Origin of the sequence: Rhodophyticola porphyridii (genome assembly GCF_003688285.1) — a bacterium.
GTDB classification, from domain to species: Bacteria; Pseudomonadota; Alphaproteobacteria; order Rhodobacterales; family Rhodobacteraceae; genus Rhodophyticola; species Rhodophyticola porphyridii.
Window position 1 is genome coordinate 64,906 of the sequence record NZ_RCNT01000010.1, and the last position, 21,547, is coordinate 86,452.

At 59.7% G+C, this 21,547-nt stretch carries 16 protein-coding genes; 12 read left to right on the forward strand and 4 right to left on the reverse strand.

All coding sequences use genetic code 11. The annotated features are described in order from the left end of the window. Nucleotides 1-220: 220 nt before the first annotated feature. From D9R08_RS17080 to D9R08_RS17100, 5 genes are all read left to right on the forward strand, one after another. Nucleotides 221-1,666, forward strand: coding sequence for a hypothetical protein (locus tag D9R08_RS17080; protein WP_147450718.1), 1,446 nt, complete (start codon nt 221-223; stop codon nt 1,664-1,666). A 90-nt stretch (nt 1,667-1,756) separates the two neighbouring features. After that, the gene (locus D9R08_RS17085) at nt 1,757-3,157 is read left to right on the forward strand and encodes a PDDEXK family nuclease (protein ID WP_121899289.1); all 1,401 of its coding nucleotides are present in this window, start codon (nt 1,757-1,759) and stop codon (nt 3,155-3,157) included. A gap of 49 nt (nt 3,158-3,206) precedes the next feature. Continuing rightward, entirely contained in the window at nt 3,207-6,158 is a 2,952-nt protein-coding gene (locus D9R08_RS17090; protein WP_158599031.1) for an NAD(P)-binding protein, read from the forward strand. A gap of 29 nt (nt 6,159-6,187) precedes the next feature. Beyond that, entirely contained in the window at nt 6,188-9,175 is a 2,988-nt protein-coding gene (locus D9R08_RS17095; RefSeq protein WP_121899291.1) for an ATP-binding protein, read from the forward strand. Then, on the forward strand, nt 9,172-9,849 hold the full coding sequence (locus D9R08_RS17100) for a Crp/Fnr family transcriptional regulator (RefSeq protein ID WP_121899292.1): 678 nt from the start codon (nt 9,172-9,174) through the stop codon (nt 9,847-9,849). The genes D9R08_RS17095 and D9R08_RS17100 overlap by 4 nt, the downstream gene beginning before the upstream one ends. A 16-nt stretch (nt 9,850-9,865) precedes the next feature. Here the strand turns inward: D9R08_RS17100 and D9R08_RS17105 are convergent, their stop codons facing one another. Then, nucleotides 9,866-11,110, reverse strand: coding sequence for a lytic murein transglycosylase (locus tag D9R08_RS17105; RefSeq protein ID WP_121899412.1), 1,245 nt, complete (start codon nt 11,108-11,110; stop codon nt 9,866-9,868). Between the two features lie 176 nt (nt 11,111-11,286). Further along, entirely contained in the window at nt 11,287-12,000 is a 714-nt protein-coding gene (locus D9R08_RS17110) for a GGDEF domain-containing protein (protein WP_158599032.1), read from the reverse strand. Nucleotides 12,001-12,375: 375 nt separating this feature from the next. On the opposite strand from D9R08_RS17110, the gene mobC reads away from it, so the two are divergent. Together mobC and D9R08_RS17120 are read left to right on the forward strand one after the other, a co-directional pair. Next, the gene (mobC, locus tag D9R08_RS17115) at nt 12,376-12,804 is read left to right on the forward strand and encodes a plasmid mobilization relaxosome protein MobC (RefSeq protein ID WP_121899413.1); all 429 of its coding nucleotides are present in this window, start codon (nt 12,376-12,378) and stop codon (nt 12,802-12,804) included. After that, complete coding sequence (locus tag D9R08_RS17120; RefSeq protein ID WP_121899294.1) at nt 12,801-14,270, forward strand: relaxase/mobilization nuclease domain-containing protein; 1,470 nt, start codon at nt 12,801-12,803, stop codon at nt 14,268-14,270. Before mobC ends, D9R08_RS17120 begins: the two co-directional genes overlap by 4 nt. Nucleotides 14,271-14,284: 14 nt before the next feature. On the opposite strand, the gene D9R08_RS17125 is transcribed toward D9R08_RS17120, so the two are convergent. Then, nucleotides 14,285-15,856 carry an RNA-directed DNA polymerase gene (locus D9R08_RS17125; RefSeq protein ID WP_158599033.1) on the reverse strand — a complete coding sequence of 524 codons (1,572 nt, stop codon included), beginning with the start codon at nt 15,854-15,856 and terminating at the stop codon, nt 14,285-14,287. A 358-nt stretch (nt 15,857-16,214) separates the two neighbouring features. Between D9R08_RS17125 and D9R08_RS17130 the strand changes: the two genes are divergently transcribed. Continuing rightward, nucleotides 16,215-16,394: a hypothetical protein gene (locus D9R08_RS17130; protein WP_121899296.1), complete on the forward strand. Its 180-nt coding sequence runs from the start codon at nt 16,215-16,217 to the stop codon at nt 16,392-16,394. Nucleotides 16,395-16,443: 49 nt separating this feature from the next. Here the strand turns inward: D9R08_RS17130 and D9R08_RS17135 are convergent, their stop codons facing one another. After that, complete coding sequence (locus D9R08_RS17135; RefSeq protein WP_121899297.1) at nt 16,444-17,343, reverse strand: ArdC family protein; 900 nt, start codon at nt 17,341-17,343, stop codon at nt 16,444-16,446. A 402-nt stretch (nt 17,344-17,745) separates the two neighbouring features. Here D9R08_RS17135 and D9R08_RS17140 point away from each other — a divergent pair, with 402 nt between their 5' ends. The 4 genes from D9R08_RS17140 (at nt 17,746) to D9R08_RS17155 (ending at nt 21,537) form a co-directional block, all read left to right on the forward strand. Continuing rightward, complete coding sequence (locus tag D9R08_RS17140; protein ID WP_199709415.1) at nt 17,746-18,474, forward strand: HNH endonuclease; 729 nt, start codon at nt 17,746-17,748, stop codon at nt 18,472-18,474. A gap of 171 nt (nt 18,475-18,645) precedes the next feature. Then, nucleotides 18,646-19,854: a DNA (cytosine-5-)-methyltransferase gene (gene dcm, locus D9R08_RS17145; RefSeq protein ID WP_325048903.1), complete on the forward strand. Its 1,209-nt coding sequence runs from the start codon at nt 18,646-18,648 to the stop codon at nt 19,852-19,854. Next, nucleotides 19,847-20,305 carry a very short patch repair endonuclease gene (locus tag D9R08_RS17150; RefSeq protein ID WP_199709418.1) on the forward strand — a complete coding sequence of 153 codons (459 nt, stop codon included), beginning with the start codon at nt 19,847-19,849 and terminating at the stop codon, nt 20,303-20,305. Before dcm ends, D9R08_RS17150 begins: the two co-directional genes overlap by 8 nt. After that, on the forward strand, nt 20,302-21,537 hold the full coding sequence (locus D9R08_RS17155) for a type II restriction endonuclease (protein WP_121899301.1): 1,236 nt from the start codon (nt 20,302-20,304) through the stop codon (nt 21,535-21,537). The genes D9R08_RS17150 and D9R08_RS17155 overlap by 4 nt, the downstream gene beginning before the upstream one ends. Nucleotides 21,538-21,547 lie beyond the last annotated feature (10 nt).

Below are 21,547 nucleotides of genomic sequence, written 5' to 3' on the forward strand. Positions count from 1 at the left end.
ATGCGGGGAAATCCCCCGCATTGTTTCCTGTTTTTCCGTCGTCCGTGTCCTGCCGCACATATCGACTCGGGGCCGGCCACCTAGAAAGGCCCTGCGATATCGGAACCCCGTCCAATATCGCCGCCTTCCCGGTTCACGGCCCATTTTTCGTGCATTGGCTCCGGGAAGGCGCATCCCCCCTGCCCTCTGGCAGCCCCAAGACCAACAGATGGAGAAGACGATGCCCGATACTGAACTCATGGCAAAACAAGGCTCTGCAAGTGAGCTGACCCCCGCCCAGCAGACATTCGTCGACGGGATCACCAGCAAGGTCGGCACCTTGCTTGACGGGCAGTTGCCCGGCACGTTTCAGATGGTCGCCTACCCGCCCGGCTTCCACCCTGCGGTGCAATTCGGCGCGTCGGCCTATTACAACTCGACCATGCTGGATGCCTTCAACGGCACGCTGGAGATCGGCACCAACGGAATGCTGACCCTGGGCAACCAGCAGTTCAGCACCCTTTACTACAACATCCTGACCAACGCGACATATCAGTACTCGACCGCCGACCAGAAGGTCGTCAACGATCCGAACATCGCCAATCAGCAGATCTCGGTCGTGAACACCGCAACCTCCAGCGGCTTCGTGGCGGCCTATGCGGTCACGCCGGTCAGTTACCCCACGGTGATGGCCGCGGTTCTGAAGAACTTCAGCGCCGATGCCACCGACTGGTCCACGTCGAACATCTCCGCTGCGGCCTCGAAGCTGCCGAATGCGGGCTTCGCCTCCCTTGGGCAGGCCATCGCCAGTGCGGTGCAGCTTCTGTCGCCGCTCAACACCATCCTCGGCGCCCAGTCGGCGGCGAATGCAGAACTGGCCGCCGCGATGGCGAACACCCAGAAACCGACCGCCGCCAATGGCGGGCTGCCGATCAGCGCCACGGACTACTATGTCGGCTGGACGCCGATGCCGGCCAATGCCCAGATCCAGGGCGGGCTGCAAGGCGGGAGCAAGGTGTCGATCCAGGTGGAAGCGTCGAACTTCTCCTCCACCAGCGCAAGCCTGTCGATCAACGGCAAGACCGGGTTCTCGATCCCGATCCTCGATGTGATCGATATCGGGATCAGTGCCAGCAGCAGCTATGACTGGTCGAAAACCACCACCTCGTCGTCCTCGCTGGACATGACGATCGAGTATCCGGGCGTCACCATCGTCCAGATCGACCCGCTGCCGCTCAGTGCGGATTACGCCAAGGGCTGGTACGACCAATCGCTCCTGCAAAGCATCATCTCGGGCTCCGGCAATGCAGATGTCTCGGGCTTCAAGATCGACCCCAGCAACCAGTATGCGGTCGACAAGATGTTCGGCAAGGGCAAGGCGTTCTCGCGGCTGAAAACGCTTGTGGTCAGCCAGGCGCCGACCATCACGATGGTGTTCTCCGCCGATCAGGCGAACTCGGTCACCTCCAGCTTCAAGGAAAACGCATCGGTGGATGTGAAGCTGTTCGGGCTTTTCAGCGTCGGCTCGTTCGACGAGAGCTACAGTGTCGACAAAGTCCATACCGACACCGCATCAGGCACCGTGACCGTCACATTCGCGCCGCCGGAGATCAAGGGCACCGTGCCGCCGGAGCAGCAGGTCTGCACGGTTCTGGGCGGTGTCGCGGACTACCCGCCGCCCAGCTGAGCGTTAAACTCTTTCTCCCGGAGAAATGATAAAACTGTCCGGGGCAACCAGTGCCGTTGCCCCGGACGACGGCATGAAGGATTCGGGGACATGGCGGAGACCACGAGCGAGAAGGCGGCCAAGGCGATCAGCCGCGAGATCAAGGCCTATCTTGGTGGCACGATCGAGCCCGGCTTTGCCGTTATCCGCTATCCGCCCGGATTTCACTACAATGTCCAGTACGGCGCCACCGAGATCTACTACAACCCCCACACGTTCCACCTGATCGACCGGCTTTGCGTGGCGCATGGCAACGGCACGGCCAGCCTGACCAGCTCCAGTTTCAGCGCCAAGTTCGCCTCCGTTCTGGGCGCGGTCGGGTATCATGTCTCGACCGCCGACGCGGCAGCCGCCGCCAAAGCGTCGAAAGCTTTTTCCAAGCAGGAAAAACAGGTGATCGCCGAATTCGAATCCGCCTTCGGCCGGATATCCCAGCGGATGATCAAGGCAAGCGGAGCCGTCCCCGCGACCAAGGCGGGCTATATCGTCGCCTATGTGCAGAAGACCTACCCCGGTTCCCCGCCGCCGATCCCGTTCAACCTGGCGGCCTTCGGCGCCGCATATACCCAATGGCTGTCGATGGGTCAGCAACTGGAAAAGAGCGCGCGGCAACAGCAGGACGCCCTGCATCTGGTAGCCGCCGCCACGGAAAACAGCATCGGCCCCTCGGCGCTGAACGGCGGGATGAAGACCGGCCCGGACGCCTGGTCCGTGGCCTATTCCGGCCTGCCCGACAACAATACCATCGTGGCCAGCCTGACCGATGCCAGCCGCACGCTGACGGTCACCTTCGAGTTGCAGCGCGACGGCGTCGATACGGTCAGCCTCCGGCTCAACGATCAGGATCTGGGCACGATCCCGCAATCCGATCTTCGTCTGACACTGAGCCATGACGGCGCCGCGAAAGGCACCACGGTCGACGATCTCTGGAGCGCCGCCCAGAAGATCGAGATGTCGATTGTCTATACCGGTATCACCGTGCTGCGCACCGACCCTGTCGAGATCTCGGCCGATCTCAAGACCGGGTGGTACAGCCGCCAGATCCTGACCGACATCGTGAACAAGACCGGAAAGGACGTGACCGGGCTTCAGCTTGAGGGGACGCGGTTTTCCGTCGGCGAGCTGTTCGGAAAAGACAAGAGCTTCGCCCGCGTTCGCACCTTCGTTATCAGCCAGCCGCCGACCGTGACCATGCGGTTTCACGGAACGCACACGGGGGCCGCGAAACTGACTGCGGAAATCTCGGCCAATCAACCCGCGCAGCTTGATCTGGGTGAAATCGTCAGCTTCGGCGGGGAAACCGCCGGGTTCAACGTGCTGGACGTGGAAGACGGTAGTGATGACGTGGTGAGCATCACGCTTGGCCCCGCCTCACCGATGGATTTCACCACCGTGCCCCCGGTCGACCAGACCGCCCATGTCATCGGCGGGGTCGTCGTTTTCCCGCCCTGAGCGGACCGGCCCGCAGGATTTTCACGAAAACGTTTCGCAAGGAGATATCATGCAAACCGAACCCCAGAAAATCGCGATCATCGGGGGCGGCGTCGGCGCCGTCACCGCGGCCTATGCGATCACCCAACTACCCGATTGGCAGAACCGGTACGAGATCACCTTCTATCAGCTTGGCTGGCGCCTCGGCGGCAAGGGTGCAAGCGGTCGGAATGCGGAGGAGTACCAGCGTATCGAGGAACATGGCCTTCATATCTGGGCCGGTTTCTACGAAAACGGCTTCCGGCTGATGCGCGATTGCTACGAAACCCTGAACAGGACCGGCCTGCGCAGCCCCGAGGCGCCGCTTGGCACTCTGGAAAAGGCTTTCAAGGGACTCAACCATTTCCTGCTGGCCGATGAGGTGCCGCAGCCGGACGGCACCAAGGCACTTCACCCGTGGCGGATCGACTTCTACCCCAACAAGGAGAAACCGGGCACGGGCGGCCTGCTGCCCACCCCGTTTTCCTACTTCAGGATGCTGCTGGAGGCGGTCGAAGGCTGGCTGGGCGGCATGTTGGGGGATACGCAAAGCGAGCTGCCGGCCCGGTTTCAGGCCGAGTTCCGCCGCCGGGGCCTGTCGATGTCGGCCCGGTCGCCGGTCCACCATCTGCACGCCTATGCCCGGTCGCTTGACGACAATGCCTTCGACCACACGACCGGGCAGTCGCTGCATCTGGCGGCGCTTGCCCGGCACGCGCAGGATTGGCACCACGACATGCTGGCCGCCGAGGGGCAGAGCGACGAGGCCCGGCGTATGGGGTATCTGATCAGCCTGTCGCTCGCGTTTTTCCGCGGAACGATCGACAACGGTATCTTCCGGGCCGGGTTCGATGCGATCGACGATTGGGAGATCAGCGCGTGGCTGCTGCATTACGGGGCCAGCCATGACGCGGTGTACTCCGCGGTGTTTCGCGGCTGTTACGATTATGTCTTCGGCTACCCGGGCGGGTTGACCGATGATCGCAGCGTCGGCGCGGGTACGGCAATCCGCGGGCTGCTCCGCCTTGCGTTCACGTATAAGGGTTCGCTGTTCTTCAAGATGCAGGCGGGCATGGGCGACACCATTTTCGCGCCTTATTATCAGGTGCTGAAATCGCGCGGCGTTCAGTTCATGTTCTTCAACGCCGCCACCAATCTTGCCCTGTCCGAAGACCGAAACAGCATCGCCGCCATCGACATGGTCGAGCAGGCGCAGCTGGTCTCTGGCACATACGATCCGCTCGTCGACGTCAGGGACCTGCCCTGCTGGCCCTCCGAGCCGCTTTGGGACCAGTTGAAGGATGGCGCGAGGCTGAAAGCCTCGGGTATCGATTTCGAAAGCGAAAAGGACGTGCCCTCGGGCCGCGGCTACCGGCTGGAACGCGGGCGCGATTTCGATCTGGTGATCATGGGCGCCTCGCTCGGATCTTTGCACTATCTGACGCGAGAACTGGCGGAGGCCTCGACCCGGTGGAAGGGCATGCTGGATCACGTGCCGACGGTCGCCACCCATGCGGCGCAGTTCTGGTCGACCCGCACGCCCGAAGAGCTTGGCTGGAACGCGCTGGTGGCCAAGTACAACTCTGGCGATCAGCACGATCTGCAAACCGTCATCACAAGCTTTGCGGAGCCGCTGGATACATGGGCCGACATGTCCGATCTTCTGCCGCGGGAGGACTGGCCTGAAAACGGCCCGACTTCCATCGCCTATTTCTGCAGCCCGGCCCATGATGCCGGCGTCGATCCGGGGCCCTTTCCAGACCGCGTCAGGGCGTGGGCCGATTCGGATCTGACACGGATGTGGCCCAAGGCGCGAAAGGCCGGAAAATTCGATGCCGCGATCCTGTTCGCGAAGAGTGCCCACACGCCGGAGGCGAAGTTCGAGGGCCAGTATTTTCGCGAAAACTTTTATGGCTCCGAACGTTATGTTTTGTCGGTGCCCAACTCGGTCCAATACCGTCTGCCGCCCGATGGCTCGGGGTTCGAGAATCTCTATCTCGCCGGCGACTGGACGCGCTGCGGCATCAATGCCGGCTGCGTGGAAGCCGCGACGATCTCAGGGCTGGTGGCCGCGCGAGGGCTGACAGGCGCCGAGATCGAGGTCGTGGGAGAAGGCGATCTTGCGCCGGATGCCGGGCCGACGGATGCCACCAAACTGGCCAGCCCCTATGCACAGACCGCGCCCTGGCCGCTGACACCGATGTTCGGAACCGGCCAGATCGACGGCTGGTTCAGCTTTCATGCGGTCGACGCCAAGGCGCTGCAGGCGGTCCTGCCCAAGGGCATGACGCTTCACCCCCAGGCACTTACGCCCGAAGGCACCCATCCGGTGGCGATCCTGGCCAACCAGCAAGTCGGGGTACGTGCCTCAATCCTGCCCAGATTCCTTGGCTATACTGATTACTACGAGGCGATTATCGCCATAAATTACGTTCAGGTAGATGGGCACGAGGGCGTCTTCAGTTATCTGCCCAACCTCTATCTGACGAACAACTGGGCGCGGCTCGCCGGGGTCTGGTGGTATGGATACAACAAGCGGATGGGCCAATTGAACATGGGCAACAGCACCTATTCGGTAGCCTCTCCCGATGGGTCTCCAATCTGGTCGGGGCGCTACCAGCAGAAGGATTTCGCCCGTCCGCTCGCAACCTCACCGGAGGTCGGCTTGGTGCAATCCATATCGGAGCAAATTGTAGTGTCGGAGGGAAAGTTCAGCCGCTGGCAGTTCTCCTCCTTCGACTTCAACCTGACATCGGCCTATGTGGCCGGAGTTTCTGCGGAAATCACGGTGAGCGATGCAAATCTGGCCAATATCCCGGCAGGGCGGATGACCGCGCGGCCGCTGAGGATGGACAGGGGTGGAACCGATAATTCGACTAAACTTCCGGGTGCTTTTCGGATCTGGACAAGCTGGACGTTGTCGAATCCATTGGACAGTGCTCGGATCGCCCGGCTAGAAGCTGGCAGAACCAGGTTGCCGTAAGGTAAAGGTTAACGGATCGGGGGAGGCATATGTCACTTGAAGTGGCCCGTCCCGAGGGCGAGCGCAAACAGGTCACGGCTGTTTTTTTCGATCTGGTCGGCTTCAGCGAAGTCGCCAGCACCGCGGATGCGGAGGATCTGCAGAACTGGCTTGAAGACTATTATCGGATGTCCCGCGGGATCGTCGAAGCCAATGGCGGCGAAGTGACCGAATATCTGGGCGACGGGATCGTGGCCGTGTTCGGCCTTTCCCGAGCGGACGAACTGGCCGCCCTTCGCGCCGTGGATGCCGCCATGCGGGTTGTCGAGACAATTCGCGAGGCGGCAACCGGCGCCTTCGATCTGGCGCTGAGGGCGGGCGTGGCCACCGGCGAGGTTGCGGTGCGCGCCGGCGCAAAGCGCGAGGCATGGCCGCGGATTACCGGCATGGTGACGACCTTGGCCCAGCGGGTGCAGGAAAAGGCCGCTCCGAACACCGTCATGATTTCGGAAAGCACCAAGCGGCTGCTGCGCGGGCGATTTGAACTCGTCTCCCGCCCGGACCAGACCCTGAAAGGCTTCGCTGAGCCGCAGACCCTGTATCGCCCGAGGGACACCCTCCGAAACGGCACCGTTTCGCAATGCGAACTGGTTGGCCGCGACCGGGAGCGCGCGGCCCTGAAGGACGCGGAAAAGCCGGTTCTGATCATCGGTCAGGCCGGGATCGGCAAGACCGCCCTGGTCGGGCATATGGCCGAACGCGCCGCCGCCGCCACCATCCTTCATGCCGAGGGCATCAATGGCGGCTCAAGCTTTCATCCGTTCAAGGACTGGATATCCCGGCATCTGGGTGACCTGACCCCGGGCCTTGCGGATATCCAGCGCGGATTTGGCGAGCTTGCCGAACAGGATCATCTCGGTCTTGCGCTGATCATGGGCCTGCCGGAAGGTCAGGTCCTGCTCGGCAAACTGTCGAGCCTTGCCCTGAAGGCGAGGATTGAGGCGGCCTTGTGGCGCGCCATTCGCAGCACCCAGTCAGGCGGCCTGCTGGTGTTCGAGGATCTGCATTGGTTCGACATCGCGAGTTTCGGCGTGATCCAGCACATATTGCACAGCCCCGATCTGGCCCTATCCGGGATGCAGATCATCCTGACCAGCCGCGAGGATCCGAAACTGGGGCAGCATCTGGCCGAGGGCTCAACCGAGATCCTGCCGCTTGATCCGCTGTCGGAAAGCGACGCGCATCAAATGCTGGCGATGCTGAGCGGCGGCCGGATCGACGGCGCGGCAAAGGCGCGGCTGGTGGACCGCGCAGGCGGCGTGCCGCTGTTTCTGGAACAGCTTTACAAACGCGCCGGGCCGGATTTCGGCACCAGCGAAACGGTACCCGAAACCCTGATGGATCTGCTTGCCGCGCGGATCGACGATACCGGGGCGGCCAAACCCGTGCTGCAACGGGCGTCGGCCATCGGGCGTACCTTCGGCCTTGATATGCTCACCGCGCTGATGCCCGATGGGGAAGATCCGTCGGTCGCGCTAGAACAGGGGGTCGAGGCCGGTGTGCTTGTGCGGCGGTCGGCCAGTGAATTCGCCTTTGCTCACGCGCTTCTGGCTCAGGCGGCCTATCATTCCGTTCTGCGCAGCACCCGGCAGACGCTGCATGCCCGGATCGTCGAGGTTCTGCAGAAGCGGTTTCCCGGCCGTCTTGCCCGCGACATCGCCGTTCTGGCCCGCCACCAGATGAAGGCGCACCAGATCGGGGCCGCCATCCGGAGTTATCTCGAGGCCAGCAAGGCCGCCCTACTGCAAGGCGCCTTCGCCGATGCCGAGGCCCATGCCCGCGCCGCCATCGCGCTTTGCGACAAGGCCGAGGGCACGGCGGATGCCTCCGTCGATCTGGCGATCGCCTGCCACACGACCCTTGGCTCTATCCTCATGCAGGTGCAGGGGTTCACCGCCGAACCGGTCCGTCAGGCCTTCGATGCTGTCCATGAACTGGCCCGTTCCAGCCCCTCCAACAGTACGGAAAGCGCGGCCGCGCTCTTCGGCAGCTTTTCCCATGCGATCACCGCCGGCGACAAGCGCAGGGCCGATGGTCTCTGCGACCTGCTTGGCGACCTTGCCGACAGGTTGCCGATGGATCGCGACGGGGTTGAGGTTGCGCTGGCCGCCCTTGCCACGCGCAACTGCGGCTGCTTCTACCAGGGCGATTTCCGGACCCAGTTCACCCAGATCGCCGAGATCCGCAAACTCTACCGGATCGAGGACCATGCCGCGATGATCACCCGCTACGGGATGGACATCTTCGCCGCGGCCCAGATGTTCGAAGCCCCGGCGCGCGCCCTCACCGGCGAGGTCGACAAGGTGCCCGATCTCGTGGCCGAGACCGATGCGCATCAGGCCGCGCTGAACATTCCGGTCATGCTGCCCTATGCCAAGATCTGGGGTGCGGTCCCGCTGTTTTATGCCGGGCATCAGCGGGCCGCGCTGGACCGGCTGCGCCATGGCATGGCGCTGGCCGATGAGCAGGGCGCGGTCTTCTGGCAGATCACCGGCCAGACCTGGAACTTCATCATGGATCCCGCGCAAAGCCTGACCAAGGCGGGGCTTGCGCGGTTCAAGGCCAATCTGGAGTTGCAGCGGGCGATCGGCGCCAATGTGGGAACACCGTATTTCGCGGCGTGCTACGCAGAACGCCTGGCCGAAGCGGACCGGCTGACCGAAGCCTATCAGGTCTCCTCCATCGCGGTGAAAGAAGCACGCGAAAGCGGCCTGCACTGCTGGTATGCCGAAATCCTGCGAATTCACGCCCAGATCTGCCGCCGGGACAACCACCCCGGGGAAGCGGAAACGGCGCTGAAACTCGCGATCGAGACAAGCAAGCGGCAGGGGGCCACGCTCTGGACGCTGCGCGCGCTTCTTGATCTTGCCTATGTGACGGACCCCAACGAGGTCGATCTGCCCGATATCCTGCGCGCCTTCCCGCCCGGCGCAGACGTGCCGGAAATGCAGCGGGCCAGATTGCTGCTGGCTCCATGAGCGGACGCAATCTGCTGACCTACGGCCTGCCGCTTCTGGCCGGCCTCAAGGAGCGTGACCTTGCAGGCATCCCCCTGAATTTCAAGGAAAAAAACCTCGATGCCTGGGAGCTTCTGTTCAATCACGAGGACAGTTCGCGCGATGTCTATTTCCTGATCTCCGGTGCGCTTCTTGCAGTCTACTGGACCAAGGAGGGGCGCGAGGTGATTTTCTCGCGCTTCGCCACGGGCTCCTATCTGGGAGAACTTTCGGCGCTTGATGGCGGCCACCGGTCGCTCGCCGTTGTTGCGCGCAGCCCCGCCAAGGTCCTGATCCTGCCGCAGGCCGCGTTTCTGGACCTGTTCGACAAGGTTCCGGTTCTGCGGACCCGGGTCGCGCGCGATCTGGTGGCGCGGATCCGGGCGCTCACCGCCCGCAATCTGGAACTCACCACCTTTTCCGTCGAACAGCGGGTTGCCTCCTTTCTGATCGGGCTGGCGATGGAACGGGGGCGGCTGGAAATCGGCGGCATTCTGGATGACGCGCCTACACATGCGGAGATTGCCGCCAGCATCGGCGCCAATCGCGAGATGGTGAGCCGGACGATGACGAAGCTTGGCCGCCGCGGATTGCTGAAATCCTCCCGTCAGCGGATCGAGCTTCTGAACCCCGGCGCGTTGTCGGAAGTGGTGTAGGACAGGCCCGACGACCCTATCGGAGCCGCATCAGCAGCGCGCGCGACGGCTCCCCCGTGGCCGGCAGGCCCGCACTTTGCTGATAGGCGCGGATTGCCGCCTCGCTGCGCGGCCCGATCACCCCGTCGGCCCCGCCGGTGTCGAAGCCCAGCGCCGTCAGGCGGCGTTGCAGATCCTGGCGGTCGGCGATCGTCAAGCCGAACCGGTCAGGCGGGAAAGACGCGCGCAGACCGGCGCTACCGGCCAGCCGGTCAGACAGATACCCCACGCCCAGGGCATAATTCTGCGAATTGTTATAGCGCAGGATCACGTTGAAATTGCGGAAGACCATGAACGCGGGGCCGCCTGGCCCGGCCGGGATAAGGATCGACGCCGCGCCGTGATCCGGCAGGCCGCCGCCAGCGGCATCGCGCAGCCCGAGGGCCGACCACTCCGGCACGCCGCGCGCATTCCCGCGCCCGGCCAGCCCCGCATCGAACCCGTCCGGCAGGCGCACCTCCAGCCCCCAGGGCCGCCCCCGCTGCCAGCCGGAGCCGGACAGGTAAGCCGCGGCAGAGGCCAGCCCATCGGTCGGATCGTCGGCCCAGATATCGCGCCGCCCGTCGCCGCGGAAATCGACGGCATAGGCCTCGAACGTGGTGGGGATGAACTGGGTATGACCCATCGCGCCCGCCCAGCTTCCCGTCATCGCGCCGGGTGCGACATCGCCGTTTTGCAGGATCCGCAACGCCGCGATCAGCTGGCTTTCGAAAAACGCGCCGCGCCGTCCGTCATAGGCCAGGGTCGAGACCGCGGAAATCACCGGAATGTCCCCCCGGCGCTGGCCATAGTTGCTTTCCACCCCCCAGATCGCCGCCACCACGTGGGACGGCACACCATACCGGCCCTCGATCTCGGCCAGAAGCGCCTGACGCGCGCGCAGGCGGGCGCGGCCTTCGGCGACCTTTTCGGGGGATGCCACGATGGCGAGATAATCCTGCAAGCTCCGGGTGAACTCCGTCTGGTTACGGTCCCGCTCCACCACGCCGGGAAGAAAGCCCGCACCCCGAAACGCCGCATCGAGCGTGGCCCGCGTGATCCCCCGCGCCTCCGCCCGCGGGCGAAATGCGGCGACCCAGGCATCATAGGCCGCGTTGGCGGAGGGCCGCATCGTGGGACCGGCACCGGGCTCCCGCATCCCCGTGCGGCGGATATCGGGCAGACATCCGGAGAGAACCCCCGCCGCTCCGCCCAGAACCACCCCTCGCCGCGTCATGTGCATCATGTTTCACTCCGGTTGACCGATGACCGGACTGTGACCCGCGGAGCCGGGAGGGGCAAGGCGGCGCGGATTGGCAAGAGCGCACGCCGGCGTGCCTTCGCCGATCGCCATCCAGACCCTGCTTCAACCCGGTTCCGCAGGGCCTTTGCAGCCTGAATGCCATGGCCGCGACGGCCCTAGAAACGGGGGCGTGCGCGCACAACCCGGTTCCGGCCGGCGGTTTTCGCCTCGTACAGCGCCTCGTCGGCGGCGTGCAGAACCTGATCCAACGGGCAGGTGCCGTCATAAAGCTGCACCCCGATTGACACCGTACAGCTCAGATCCTGCCCCGAAACACGGATCGATTGGCTCTCGACGGCTGCGCGGATCGCTTCGGCACGAAACTGCGCGTGTTCGATCTCCTTGCCCGGCAGGTAGCCCACGAACTCTTCTCCTCCGAAACGGGCGAAAAACCCGTCGGGTTCGACGCCGCGTTGCAGAATGGCGGCGATCCTGTTGATCACCGCATCGCCCGCGCGATGCCCATAGGTATCATTGATGGATTTGAACCGGTCGATATCGGCGATCATGATCGCCCCGATGGTTCCGGCGCCCGACACATCGAACCGGCGGAAAAAATGACTTCGGTTCAGAAGATTGGTCATCTGGTCATGGGATACCAGATATTCAAGCCGCCGGTTCAGGCGATGGATGTTCAGCAGCATCCCGGCTGTCCACAGCGACGTGGGCAACGCGACGCAGAGGGGCACCACCAACGCAGGAAGAAGCGCGCCCTCTCTCAGACCGGTCGGCGCAGTTACCGCTGTCAGGACCACCGACGCGATAATCGAGATTGTCGAGACAACGGCCACGAAGACCCATTTCTCGGTCGTATTCCTGACTTTCAGCATCATCCTCCCGCCGATCCGGAAAATCCGAACTGTCGCTGTAAATGGGCTGTCTTCGTTAAGAAACTGATTATGTCCAATGCTCAGGCCCCAGAACTCGTCCCCCCTAGGCTTTGCCTGCCGACATCCTCACCACGCCAATCCCGAAGGCGGGATGTCACTACATCAAACGGGGGGACAAAGTAGGCGGGCGGACCATGCGGCAAGCTAACAAGGCGATGCAAGGGTTTTTCGGCGCAAGACGACCCGGCAGAGGGCGCCTGCGTCGGAACCGATTGGTGCAGCTGGAGAGAGAAAGTTTGAACTCTCTCTTTGAGACGCTGCTGCTCTGGGAAAACCATCTCGCACAACATGATCTGAGTGATCTGGGGTGCGATGATGAGCACTTCGGATAAAGATAACAGACACTTAGGCTCTTCGCAGCGCAGCAAGAAGCTGCCGCCCTTCTCCTTGCGCCTGACCTTTGAAGAACGCGCCCGCCTTGAAGAGCTGGCCGGAAGCGAGCCGCTTGGCTCGTATATCAAGCGCAAGGTCTTCAACGGTAAAGGTGCAGGCGCTCGCCGTGCGCGCTCCCGTAAACGCCGTCCGATCAAGGATGAGAAGAAGCTCGCGCAAGTCCTGGCCATGCTGGGACAATCCCGCATTGCCAATAACCTGAACCAGCTCGCTAAATCGGCCAATATCGGCACCTTGCCGATGATGCCCGATACTGAGCGCGATATCCGCCGCGCCTGCGCCGATGTGGCGCTGATGCGCCGGGAGCTTCTACGAGCCTTGGGACACCGCACGGATAGTGAGCCGTCATGATCCTTAAAGGCTCTCAGCGCGGCGGTGCCAAACAACTCGGGCTTCACCTGCTGAAGACCGAAGAGAACGAACATGTAGAACTGCATGAGATTAGGGGATTTGTCGCTGAAGATGTGATCGGAGCGCTGCGGGAAGCTGAAGCCACGGCCAAGGGCACGAGGTGCAGCCAGTATCTCTTCTCTGTCTCTCTAAACCCGCCCGAGACGGAGAATGTCCGCGTTGAGGTGTTTGAAAATGCCCTCGCTTCAATCGAGGAGAAAAATGGCCTTAGCGGTCAGCCGCGTGTCGTGATCTTCCATGAGAAGGAAGGGCGGCGGCATTGCCATGCGGTGTGGAGTCGGATCGATGCCGAGACGATGACGGCCAAGCCGATGTCGTTCTACAAAAACAAGCTGCGGGAGGTTTCCCGTCAGCTCTACCTTGAAAACGGCTGGCAGATGCCACGCGGTCTGATTGATCCCAAAGATCATGATCCACGCAATTTCTCTCTGGATGAATGGCAACAAGCCAAGCGCATGGGTCGCCATGCAGGAGACCTGAAGGAGATGATTCAGGAAGCCTGGGCGGTCTCTGATTCGTCTCAGACGTTCGCCCATGCGCTCGAAGAACGTGGTCTGTATCTCGCCAAAGGGGATCGGCGCGGGCATGTGGCTGTAACATTCGAGGGGGAAGTGATCTCCATCGCGCGTGCAACCGGGATCAAGGCAAAGGACCTGAAGTCTCGGATCGGTGATCCCGATGATCTCCGCAATGTCGAGGACACACGCAAACGGATCGGCGAAGATATCCTACCCCGCATCAAGTCGCATCTGGACGAGGCACGAAGCGTTGCCAAAGCCGAGAAAGAACAACTTGAACAGCGCCGCGAAGAGATGGCGTATGCCCATGCACTTGAGCGCACGCGATTAGACCTCGGTCAAAAGGCGCGGGCCGAGCAAGAGGCCCGCAATCGTGCAGAACGGTTCCGCAAAGGCATGGCGGGCTTATGGGACCGCCTCACGGGTCAGCACTCCAAGCTCGTAAAGCAAAATGAGATAGAAGCCCTGTGGACGATGCGGAGAGACCAAGACCAGCGACAAGCCGTGATCGAAGCGCAGCTCAAAGAGCGCCAAACCCTTCAGCTTGAGATCAGAGCGATGCGGCAACGGCACGCGCAAGCCCTGCGAGAGCTTCATTTTGATGCCGCGAACTATCGCCTGATGAAGCGCGGGCAAGAGCCGAAAGCGAAGCCGTCCTTTGAGCGGTCCAAACCGCCCATTACAACGCGACAGACGAAACCACAGCCTCAACCGCAGCCAGAAGCTCAACGGCAGGCTCCGATTAACCAGCACAAGGAGCGCTTGGATCAGCTTCAAGCGAAGTCCATCCGTCCACCGCAGCGGGAGGAACAAAACCAAGAGCGCTTGCGGCGCTTGCGCGAGAGCAAGCGCAGCCCGTCCGATAAGGGGCCTGAGCTTGAGCGCTAATTCATTCTAGTATTCTAAGGCTCTTCATCGCCCTGGATATCTGCAAACAACTCATCGATATCGATGTCTGGGCCATCAAAGTCTTCGTCTTCATCATCGTCATATCCGTAGCGTGTTCTACTAATCGCCCGTTTATCTCGACGTTTCATGAGCTCGATGTGGTCGTTGAAGTCGATTAGGCGAATGCCACGCTGCGCCAGATGATCGAAATGATCGGAATATAGCCCTGAAAAGGCTGCCTTTGAGAAGCCTTGCGAGCGCGCCACGAGGTTGACAAGCCAGTTCGCATCAACAGTAGATAGCGGCGCACCGAGACCAAGCTTTGGCTTTCGCCTCAATTTTCCGTCCACATGCGCTTGCACAAGGAGAGCTCGAACGTGTGCGTTTCTGGACTTCGCGAGCTCTTCAATCATCTGGATAGAGATTTCGATATCACACACAATCATCATCCAAACCATCCAAAGCGTTTCGTGATGGTGGTTTAGAGCCAAGCTTCGCTGGACAATGATTTCTGCAACTGACTTCCATCCTTCAACATCAATTTCACGATCACGAGCTTTGCGTTTCGCAAGAAGAAGACAGGCGTAGTCGATAGCGTGGGGATGTTTGAGAACAATCCGCTGGATGTTCTGTTCGACAAAATCCCATTGCCTATTCTCATAAACGCGTGCCTCGTCGAAGGAACGTAATAGAATTTTTATAGGACTGTCTGACCCGATTTCCACGGCAGCAGAAACCGCTTCGGATATCGCCCTTTCATACTTCTCATGCCCAGCAGTAGGAGACCAGAAATGCATGTGATCCCGGAGCCGTTGCGCCCAAAGGTCGTTGATAGGCTCCAGGCTGGAGAAAATTCTTGTCTTCTGATCATTGAGGTTCAGCTCATATATGGCAAGAACCTCTCTGAGGTGAGATAGAACGGACTGAGCTTCGTGTTCGGTGCGTAAACCGATATAGTAATCATCCACATGCCGCACAGCGCCTACAATCAGTGCGCCCACAGCCTGACTTAATTCGTGATCTATCTTTGAGAGTATGAATTCAGCAATTAAGCGATAGGCGTCAGGGCCAACCAATACACCACGGGTGTTGCCGCGTTGGCCATTCCGAACAAAGAAATCTAGTGCATTGAAGGTGTTTGCAGATGAGTCTTTCGTCACATCGCTTTTCGACTGTTCAATTCCATGCGCTGCCCAGGCAATCGAGTGAGTATAAATGCTTGGAAAACATTGCGCGATATCCGCCTTAAGGATGAACGGCGCATAACTTAGGTTCTTTGATGCATGCTTCGAAAGTTCCGAGAGCGAGGGGACCTTGACGGCTCGCTCATCGTCCTCACCCATCAGCTTCGGTTTGCCTATCGAGTATTCGGACAGCGCGAAGTTGTGTTCGAATTTTGACCAGTTCTTCCAAATGAAGCTCGATGTATGAAAGTATGAAACAATATTTGGCGTACCGAAGAAGCGCCGACTCCCGTCATGTTTGGTTCCACTGTACCTCACATACTCGGTTTTTCGTTCGTGATACTTCTCTCCGTCAAGCTGTCCCACAATGCCGTGGAAGGCTCGCTTGGCATCCTTCGACACGAAGCAAGGCGGTAGCGTTTCTGGGTATAGACCTGAATTTATTAAACTAAATCGCGTTTTCATATGGCCAACCATAGCGAACTGCATAGGCATGCCGCAACAAATTCTCGCGTTGCAGCGCCTAAGGCCAGACGAGAACAGCCACGATTGAATTCATGCCCAGGATGCCAGCGACGTTTTCCCACAAGCACGCTTTTTACTCCGAATGCGCGTTCACGAGTCCTCCTCGCCACCTTCTGATTGAGCTGTAAACCTTCTCCCCGAACCATCAGGGCCTTCATGAGCCATGGATGATTTGTGCGCGGGCCGAAAGGCCCTGAACGGTTCGGGGCCTCCTGACACTCAATAGGAGGTTACGATGAGACTCATCACACGCTTCGACGCAGCATCACGCAGCACGCCTGAATTGCTTACGCTTCACACTGAGGCATTGCGGGCATTCGCTTCGGCTGCACGCGGATCGATTGAACGCAGCAATGCGCTTGCATCGCTGCACAATATTGAGGCCGAACTGGCGGTTCGCTCGCTAGGTCTTTGAGGCCGAAAACGCGGCTGGTCCGAAGGCCAGCCGCGAATTTTTCTTATCCCTATGCGGCGTTACTCTCTTCCACGATCATAGGCTGCAAGCCATGCAGAAAGTCTGCCGCGCGTTGCGCATGGGCGGCCGCTGAGAAGATAGCGCGCTTGTCTTCCTTCAGGACCTTCAACCAACTCTGGATGTAGGCGGCATGGTCGGAGCCTGGCTCAGGCGTCAGTTCCAGATCGGCACACAGAAATGCCGCGCCAAGTTCGGCGACCAGCTCTTCGCGCGCATAGCCTTCATCACCCCATGTCTTGCGCCCGAATTCGCGGTCTAGACGGCTCTTGTGCTTCGTCCAATGAGTCAGCTCATGGGCTAGCGTTGCATAATAGCTTTCGGGGCTGTGGAACGTCTCGAAATGTGGCATCTGCACATGATCGCTGCCACCGCTGTAGTATGCGCGGTTTCCGCCGTGGCGAATGTCTGCGTCCGTGCTTCTGAAAAACTCTTCGGCGTGATCGATGCGCGTGGCAGGATCAATCGCGGGCTCGGGCTTGGAATAGTAGTGCTCGGGCAAGCCTTCGATCTGCTCGACATTGAACACGCTGTAGCCCTTCATGAAGGGAATTTTGCGCTCTTCCTCCGATCCGTCGTCTTGCTCTTCGGTCTTGGTGATCGTGTTGGCGTAGACCACCAGATTGCCGCGCTCGCCCTTCTTGACGTGTGCGCCTAGTTCCTTTGCTTGTTTGAAGGTCATCCAGAACGGGGAGAGATAGCCTGCCTCAACAGACGCGCCCCAAAGCATCAGGATATTGATTCCGTTGTACGGCACGCCGTTATGCCGCAAGGGCTTGGTGATCTTGCCTTCAAGGTTTCCGCTGCTCCATGGCTTGAGCCAAGTCAGTTCGCCTTGCTCCAGATCGGCAATAATCTTGTCGGTCACTTTCTGATAAATGTCTTGTTTCATTGGTTTTTCCCTTTCTTAGGTAGTCGGTTGCGCATGCAACCGGACTAGGCCCGCGCCAATGAGCGGGGGGACGGCCGTCCAGACCGAAAGTCATGGATGTGGTGCGGGCGCAGGCGTAGCCGAGCCACGGGCCATGGCTTTCGCCCGAAGTTACAACGGAGGGCTTGGTCTTGACGGAGGACGGGCCTGCAAGGCCCCAAACAAAGAAGACAGATCAGCCGTTCACGGCTGGCGATAGATGCGCAAGGGATGGAAGCCGCATGGCCGAGACCGACAACGTCGGGCTCGGTTCACGACAGCCCGCCCCGAAGGATGCGCCAAACACTTGTATTGTGGACATCCAGTTCACAGGACTCCTTCTGCCATTGGAACTCAATACAAAAAATGTTCATAATCATGGGCATGAAGAGACCCGAGCAGCTCGTCGAGCGATCCTACTCAATGATGATTGCCAGCTATTGGCTGGCTAGATGTGGCGTTCGCGAAAACGAGAGCGCGGCTGCGCCGCCCGCTGCGCTTGGTGTCACAACCTGGAAGGCGGCCTACGACAGTTTCCTTGACGCTATGGGTGACGGTCGCACGCCCAGCCAATTCCGAAACAGCATGAAGAACGCTCGCGACACCTTCGATATCCTGTTCGACAACGGACGGATCGGCTGGGTTGATCGTGAAGGTCAGCAACCTTCCCTAGGCTCAAGCTTCCAGCGCATTCATGAAGAGTGGCAGGGACGCCCGGACGAAGAACTGGAGAAATTCGTCCTTGGGCTTCAGGCCGGCATTCCCGTTGCAGCAGACCGGGAAGCGCGAAGTCCCGAGGCAAGAACCGAGGGCGGTAAAAAGGTTTACATCTCTGTTAGACGTGAACGTGATCCCAAACTGAGGGACGACGCACTTTCAATCCATGGGCTCGACTGCATGGCCTGCGGATTCAATTTCGAGCGCGCCTATGGCTCTTGGGGAAAGGGCTTCATCGAAGTTCATCACGTCGTGCCGCTTGCAGAGGCTGGCAGGTCGGAAACCAACCCCGCCACGGATTTGATTGTTCTTTGCGCGAACTGCCACCGGATGGTGCATCGCAAGCGAGGTGTTTGCCTGTCTCTCGACGAGTTGTGTGCACAGATCAAACACTGAAAGCAAAATTTGGCACTCATACATCATCTGGGGCAGTGACTATGTGGAACCCCACTATATCGTTTATGTTCTCTTGATGTTCTTTTGCCAACATGTCAGAATGATTCCCAGAGCAGAAAAGAGGCAAACACCCCGATGAACGAGTTTTCCAGACTGAGACAGGAAGCAGGTATGACCATCCCCGAAGCAGTAGAAGCGCTGGGATACTGCGAGCGCACGATCTACCGGTGGGAAAATGGCGACGGCGCACCGCGTAAAGCTGCTCTTGAAATCCTGCGTCAGGCCGCCGCCGGCAAGCCGCAAGCATCCGGAGAATTCAAATTCATCGATCTGTTTGCAGGTATCGGAGGCTTGCGAAAAGGATTCGAGCCGATTGGTGGCCGGTGTGTTTTTACGTCTGAGTGGGACAAGTACTCGGTGCAGACCTACCTAGCAAACCATACCTGCGATCACGAAGTGGTTGGAGATATCACGAAAGTGCCGGTCGAGAGCATTCCTGCCCATGACGTGCTGCTTGCCGGGTTTCCGTGTCAGCCGTTTTCGATTGCCGGTGTCTCCAAAAAGAACGCCCTTGGCCGTCAACACGGCTTTCGCTGTGATGCGCAAGGTACGCTTTTCTTCGATGTCGCCCGGATCATCGAGTATCACCAGCCGAAGGCGTTTTTGCTCGAAAATGTGAAAAACCTTGTCAGCCATGATCGCGGCAAGACCTTTGATGTTATCCGCCGCGCCCTAACCGAGGAACTTGGCTATAACATTCAGTACCGCGTCATTGATGCGAAGGGCTTTGTACCCCAGCACCGGGAACGCATCTTTATTGTCGGTTTTCGTGAAAACAACGATTTTGACTTTGATGCGCTCGATATTCCTGATCCGCTGTCAGGCCCAAGGCTTGAGAGCATCCTGCATCCTGAGGACGGTTCGGAAGCGCCGGAAGACCGTTTCACTGCCGGCAGTAAGGCAAAAGTCATCGATAAATACACGCTCTCCGACCACCTGTGGGACTACCTGCAAAACTACGCTGAAAAACATAGAGCCAAAGGGAACGGGTTTGGCTTTGGTCTTGTCGGGCCAAGCGATGTCGCGCGCACCCTGTCGGCGCGGTATTTCAAGGACGGATCAGAAATCCTTGTCAAACAGCGCGGCAAGAAAAACCCGCGCCGCCTGACGCCTCGGGAGTGCGCACGCCTCATGGGTTTTGAAGAGCCCGGTAGCAATCAGCCCTTCGAAATCCCGGTCTCGGACACGCAAGCCTACAGGCAGTTCGGCAATGCGGTCGTTGTTCCGGTTGTCGAGGCCGTGGCGCGCCACATGCACCCCTTCATTCTCTCCGAAACGCCTGCGCTGGAAGAGGCAGAGGAAGACCGGGCTGTTGCCTGACATTGTCGATAAGGAAACCCGCAGCCGGATGATGTCAGGTATCAGGGGCAAGAATACAAAGCCCGAGCTTGTTATCCGCAAAGGCCTGCACGCAAGAGGCTTCCGGTTTCGTCTGCATTCATCAAAGGTTCCGGGCAAACCCGATCTTGTTTTGCCCCGCTATCGTGCGGCTATCTTTGTCCATGGATGTTTCTGGCATAGCCATGACTGTCATCTGTTCAAGATGCCGTCCACAAGGCCCGACTTCTGGAAGGCCAAGCTTGCGCGCAACCGCGAGCGGGACGAAGAGATTCGCAAATCCCTGCTGGATGCTGGCTGGCGGGTATTGGTGATCTGGGAATGCGCACTGAAAGGCAAATACCGCATCAATCTGGATGAGTTGTTCACGAAGGTCACTGCCTGGATCAGGGGAGATGACCTTGAAGGCGAGATCGCCGGGAGGCCCGTATGAAGTTCGGAATTCTGGCCGATTTTTTTGAAGGAGCTGGCGCGAAATACCTTACAGAAGTTGAGATCAACAATGCGCGCTCCAACCAGCATGAGTTTCAGGGTGTCAGTGCTTTCCGCCAGTTCCTTGGAACGCCCGAGGAAAAGATCACATATCCGGCAACGTTTTTCTGGCTGACCGATGAAGAGGACGAAGAGCCGGTTTCCATGCAGGCTTTTTGCACCTGGAGCGATGTGCGCAGGAACAACCCTGACCGATCTGCTGAGTTTCATCTTTACTACGCCGCAGAATCCGAAGCTGTCGTGCATCAGGCGCAAGCAGGTGATCTGCTTCTCATTGCACGAAAAAAGAATGACGATGGCCTGCTTGTTATCCTTTGCCCTGCGGATACAACAATCACTCAGCAACTTCTCTGGCTGTTTGGACTGGACCTCGTGGGCACGAGGGCGAGTGCAAAGGTCCTTGCTCCTGATGAGAGCATCAGGCTCGGTTTTGCGGCAAGAGCCGTGCTGGATACTTTGGGCATTGATCTCGAAGAGCCGGAACCGGACGCCCTTGAAATCCTCCTCGACCGCTACGGCCTTGGATTCCCGCCGACAGCCGAATTCTCACAATTTGCCCGCGATACGGCTGAAGCCGCTGATCCGGTTGATGATCCGGATCAGGCACTGGTCGACTGGATGGATCATGAAGAGGCCCTGTTTCGACACCTTGAACGTCACATCGTGGCGGATCGCCTGAAAAAGGGCTTTGCTGACAAAGCTGACGTGGATGTTGACGGATTCCTGAAATTCTCTCTTGGCGTCCAGAACCGCAGAAAATCGCGTGCTGGTTGGGCCTTTGGTCACCACATTGAAGCCGTTTTCCACGCGCACGCGATCCAGCACAAACGTGAGGCAACAACTGAGAAACGCAACGGACCGGATTTCCTGTTTCCCGGTGAAGCCGAATACCATGATGCCAGCTTTAACACCGCATTGCTGACGATGCTCGGGGCCAAGACTAGCTGCAAGGATCGCTGGCGACAGGTGCTGGCAGAAGCGCACAAGATCGAGGAAAAGCACCTCGTCACGTTGCAGCCGGGTATTTCAGAAGCTCAGACTGCTGAAATGCAGGCCGAAAGACTGCAACTTGTGGTTCCAAGGCCGATATATGGCTCCTACCTGCCAGCCCAGCAAGACTGGCTGATGGATGTATCCGGTTTTGTTGATTTGGTAAAAGCAAGGCAAGGGTAGTGACAGCTGC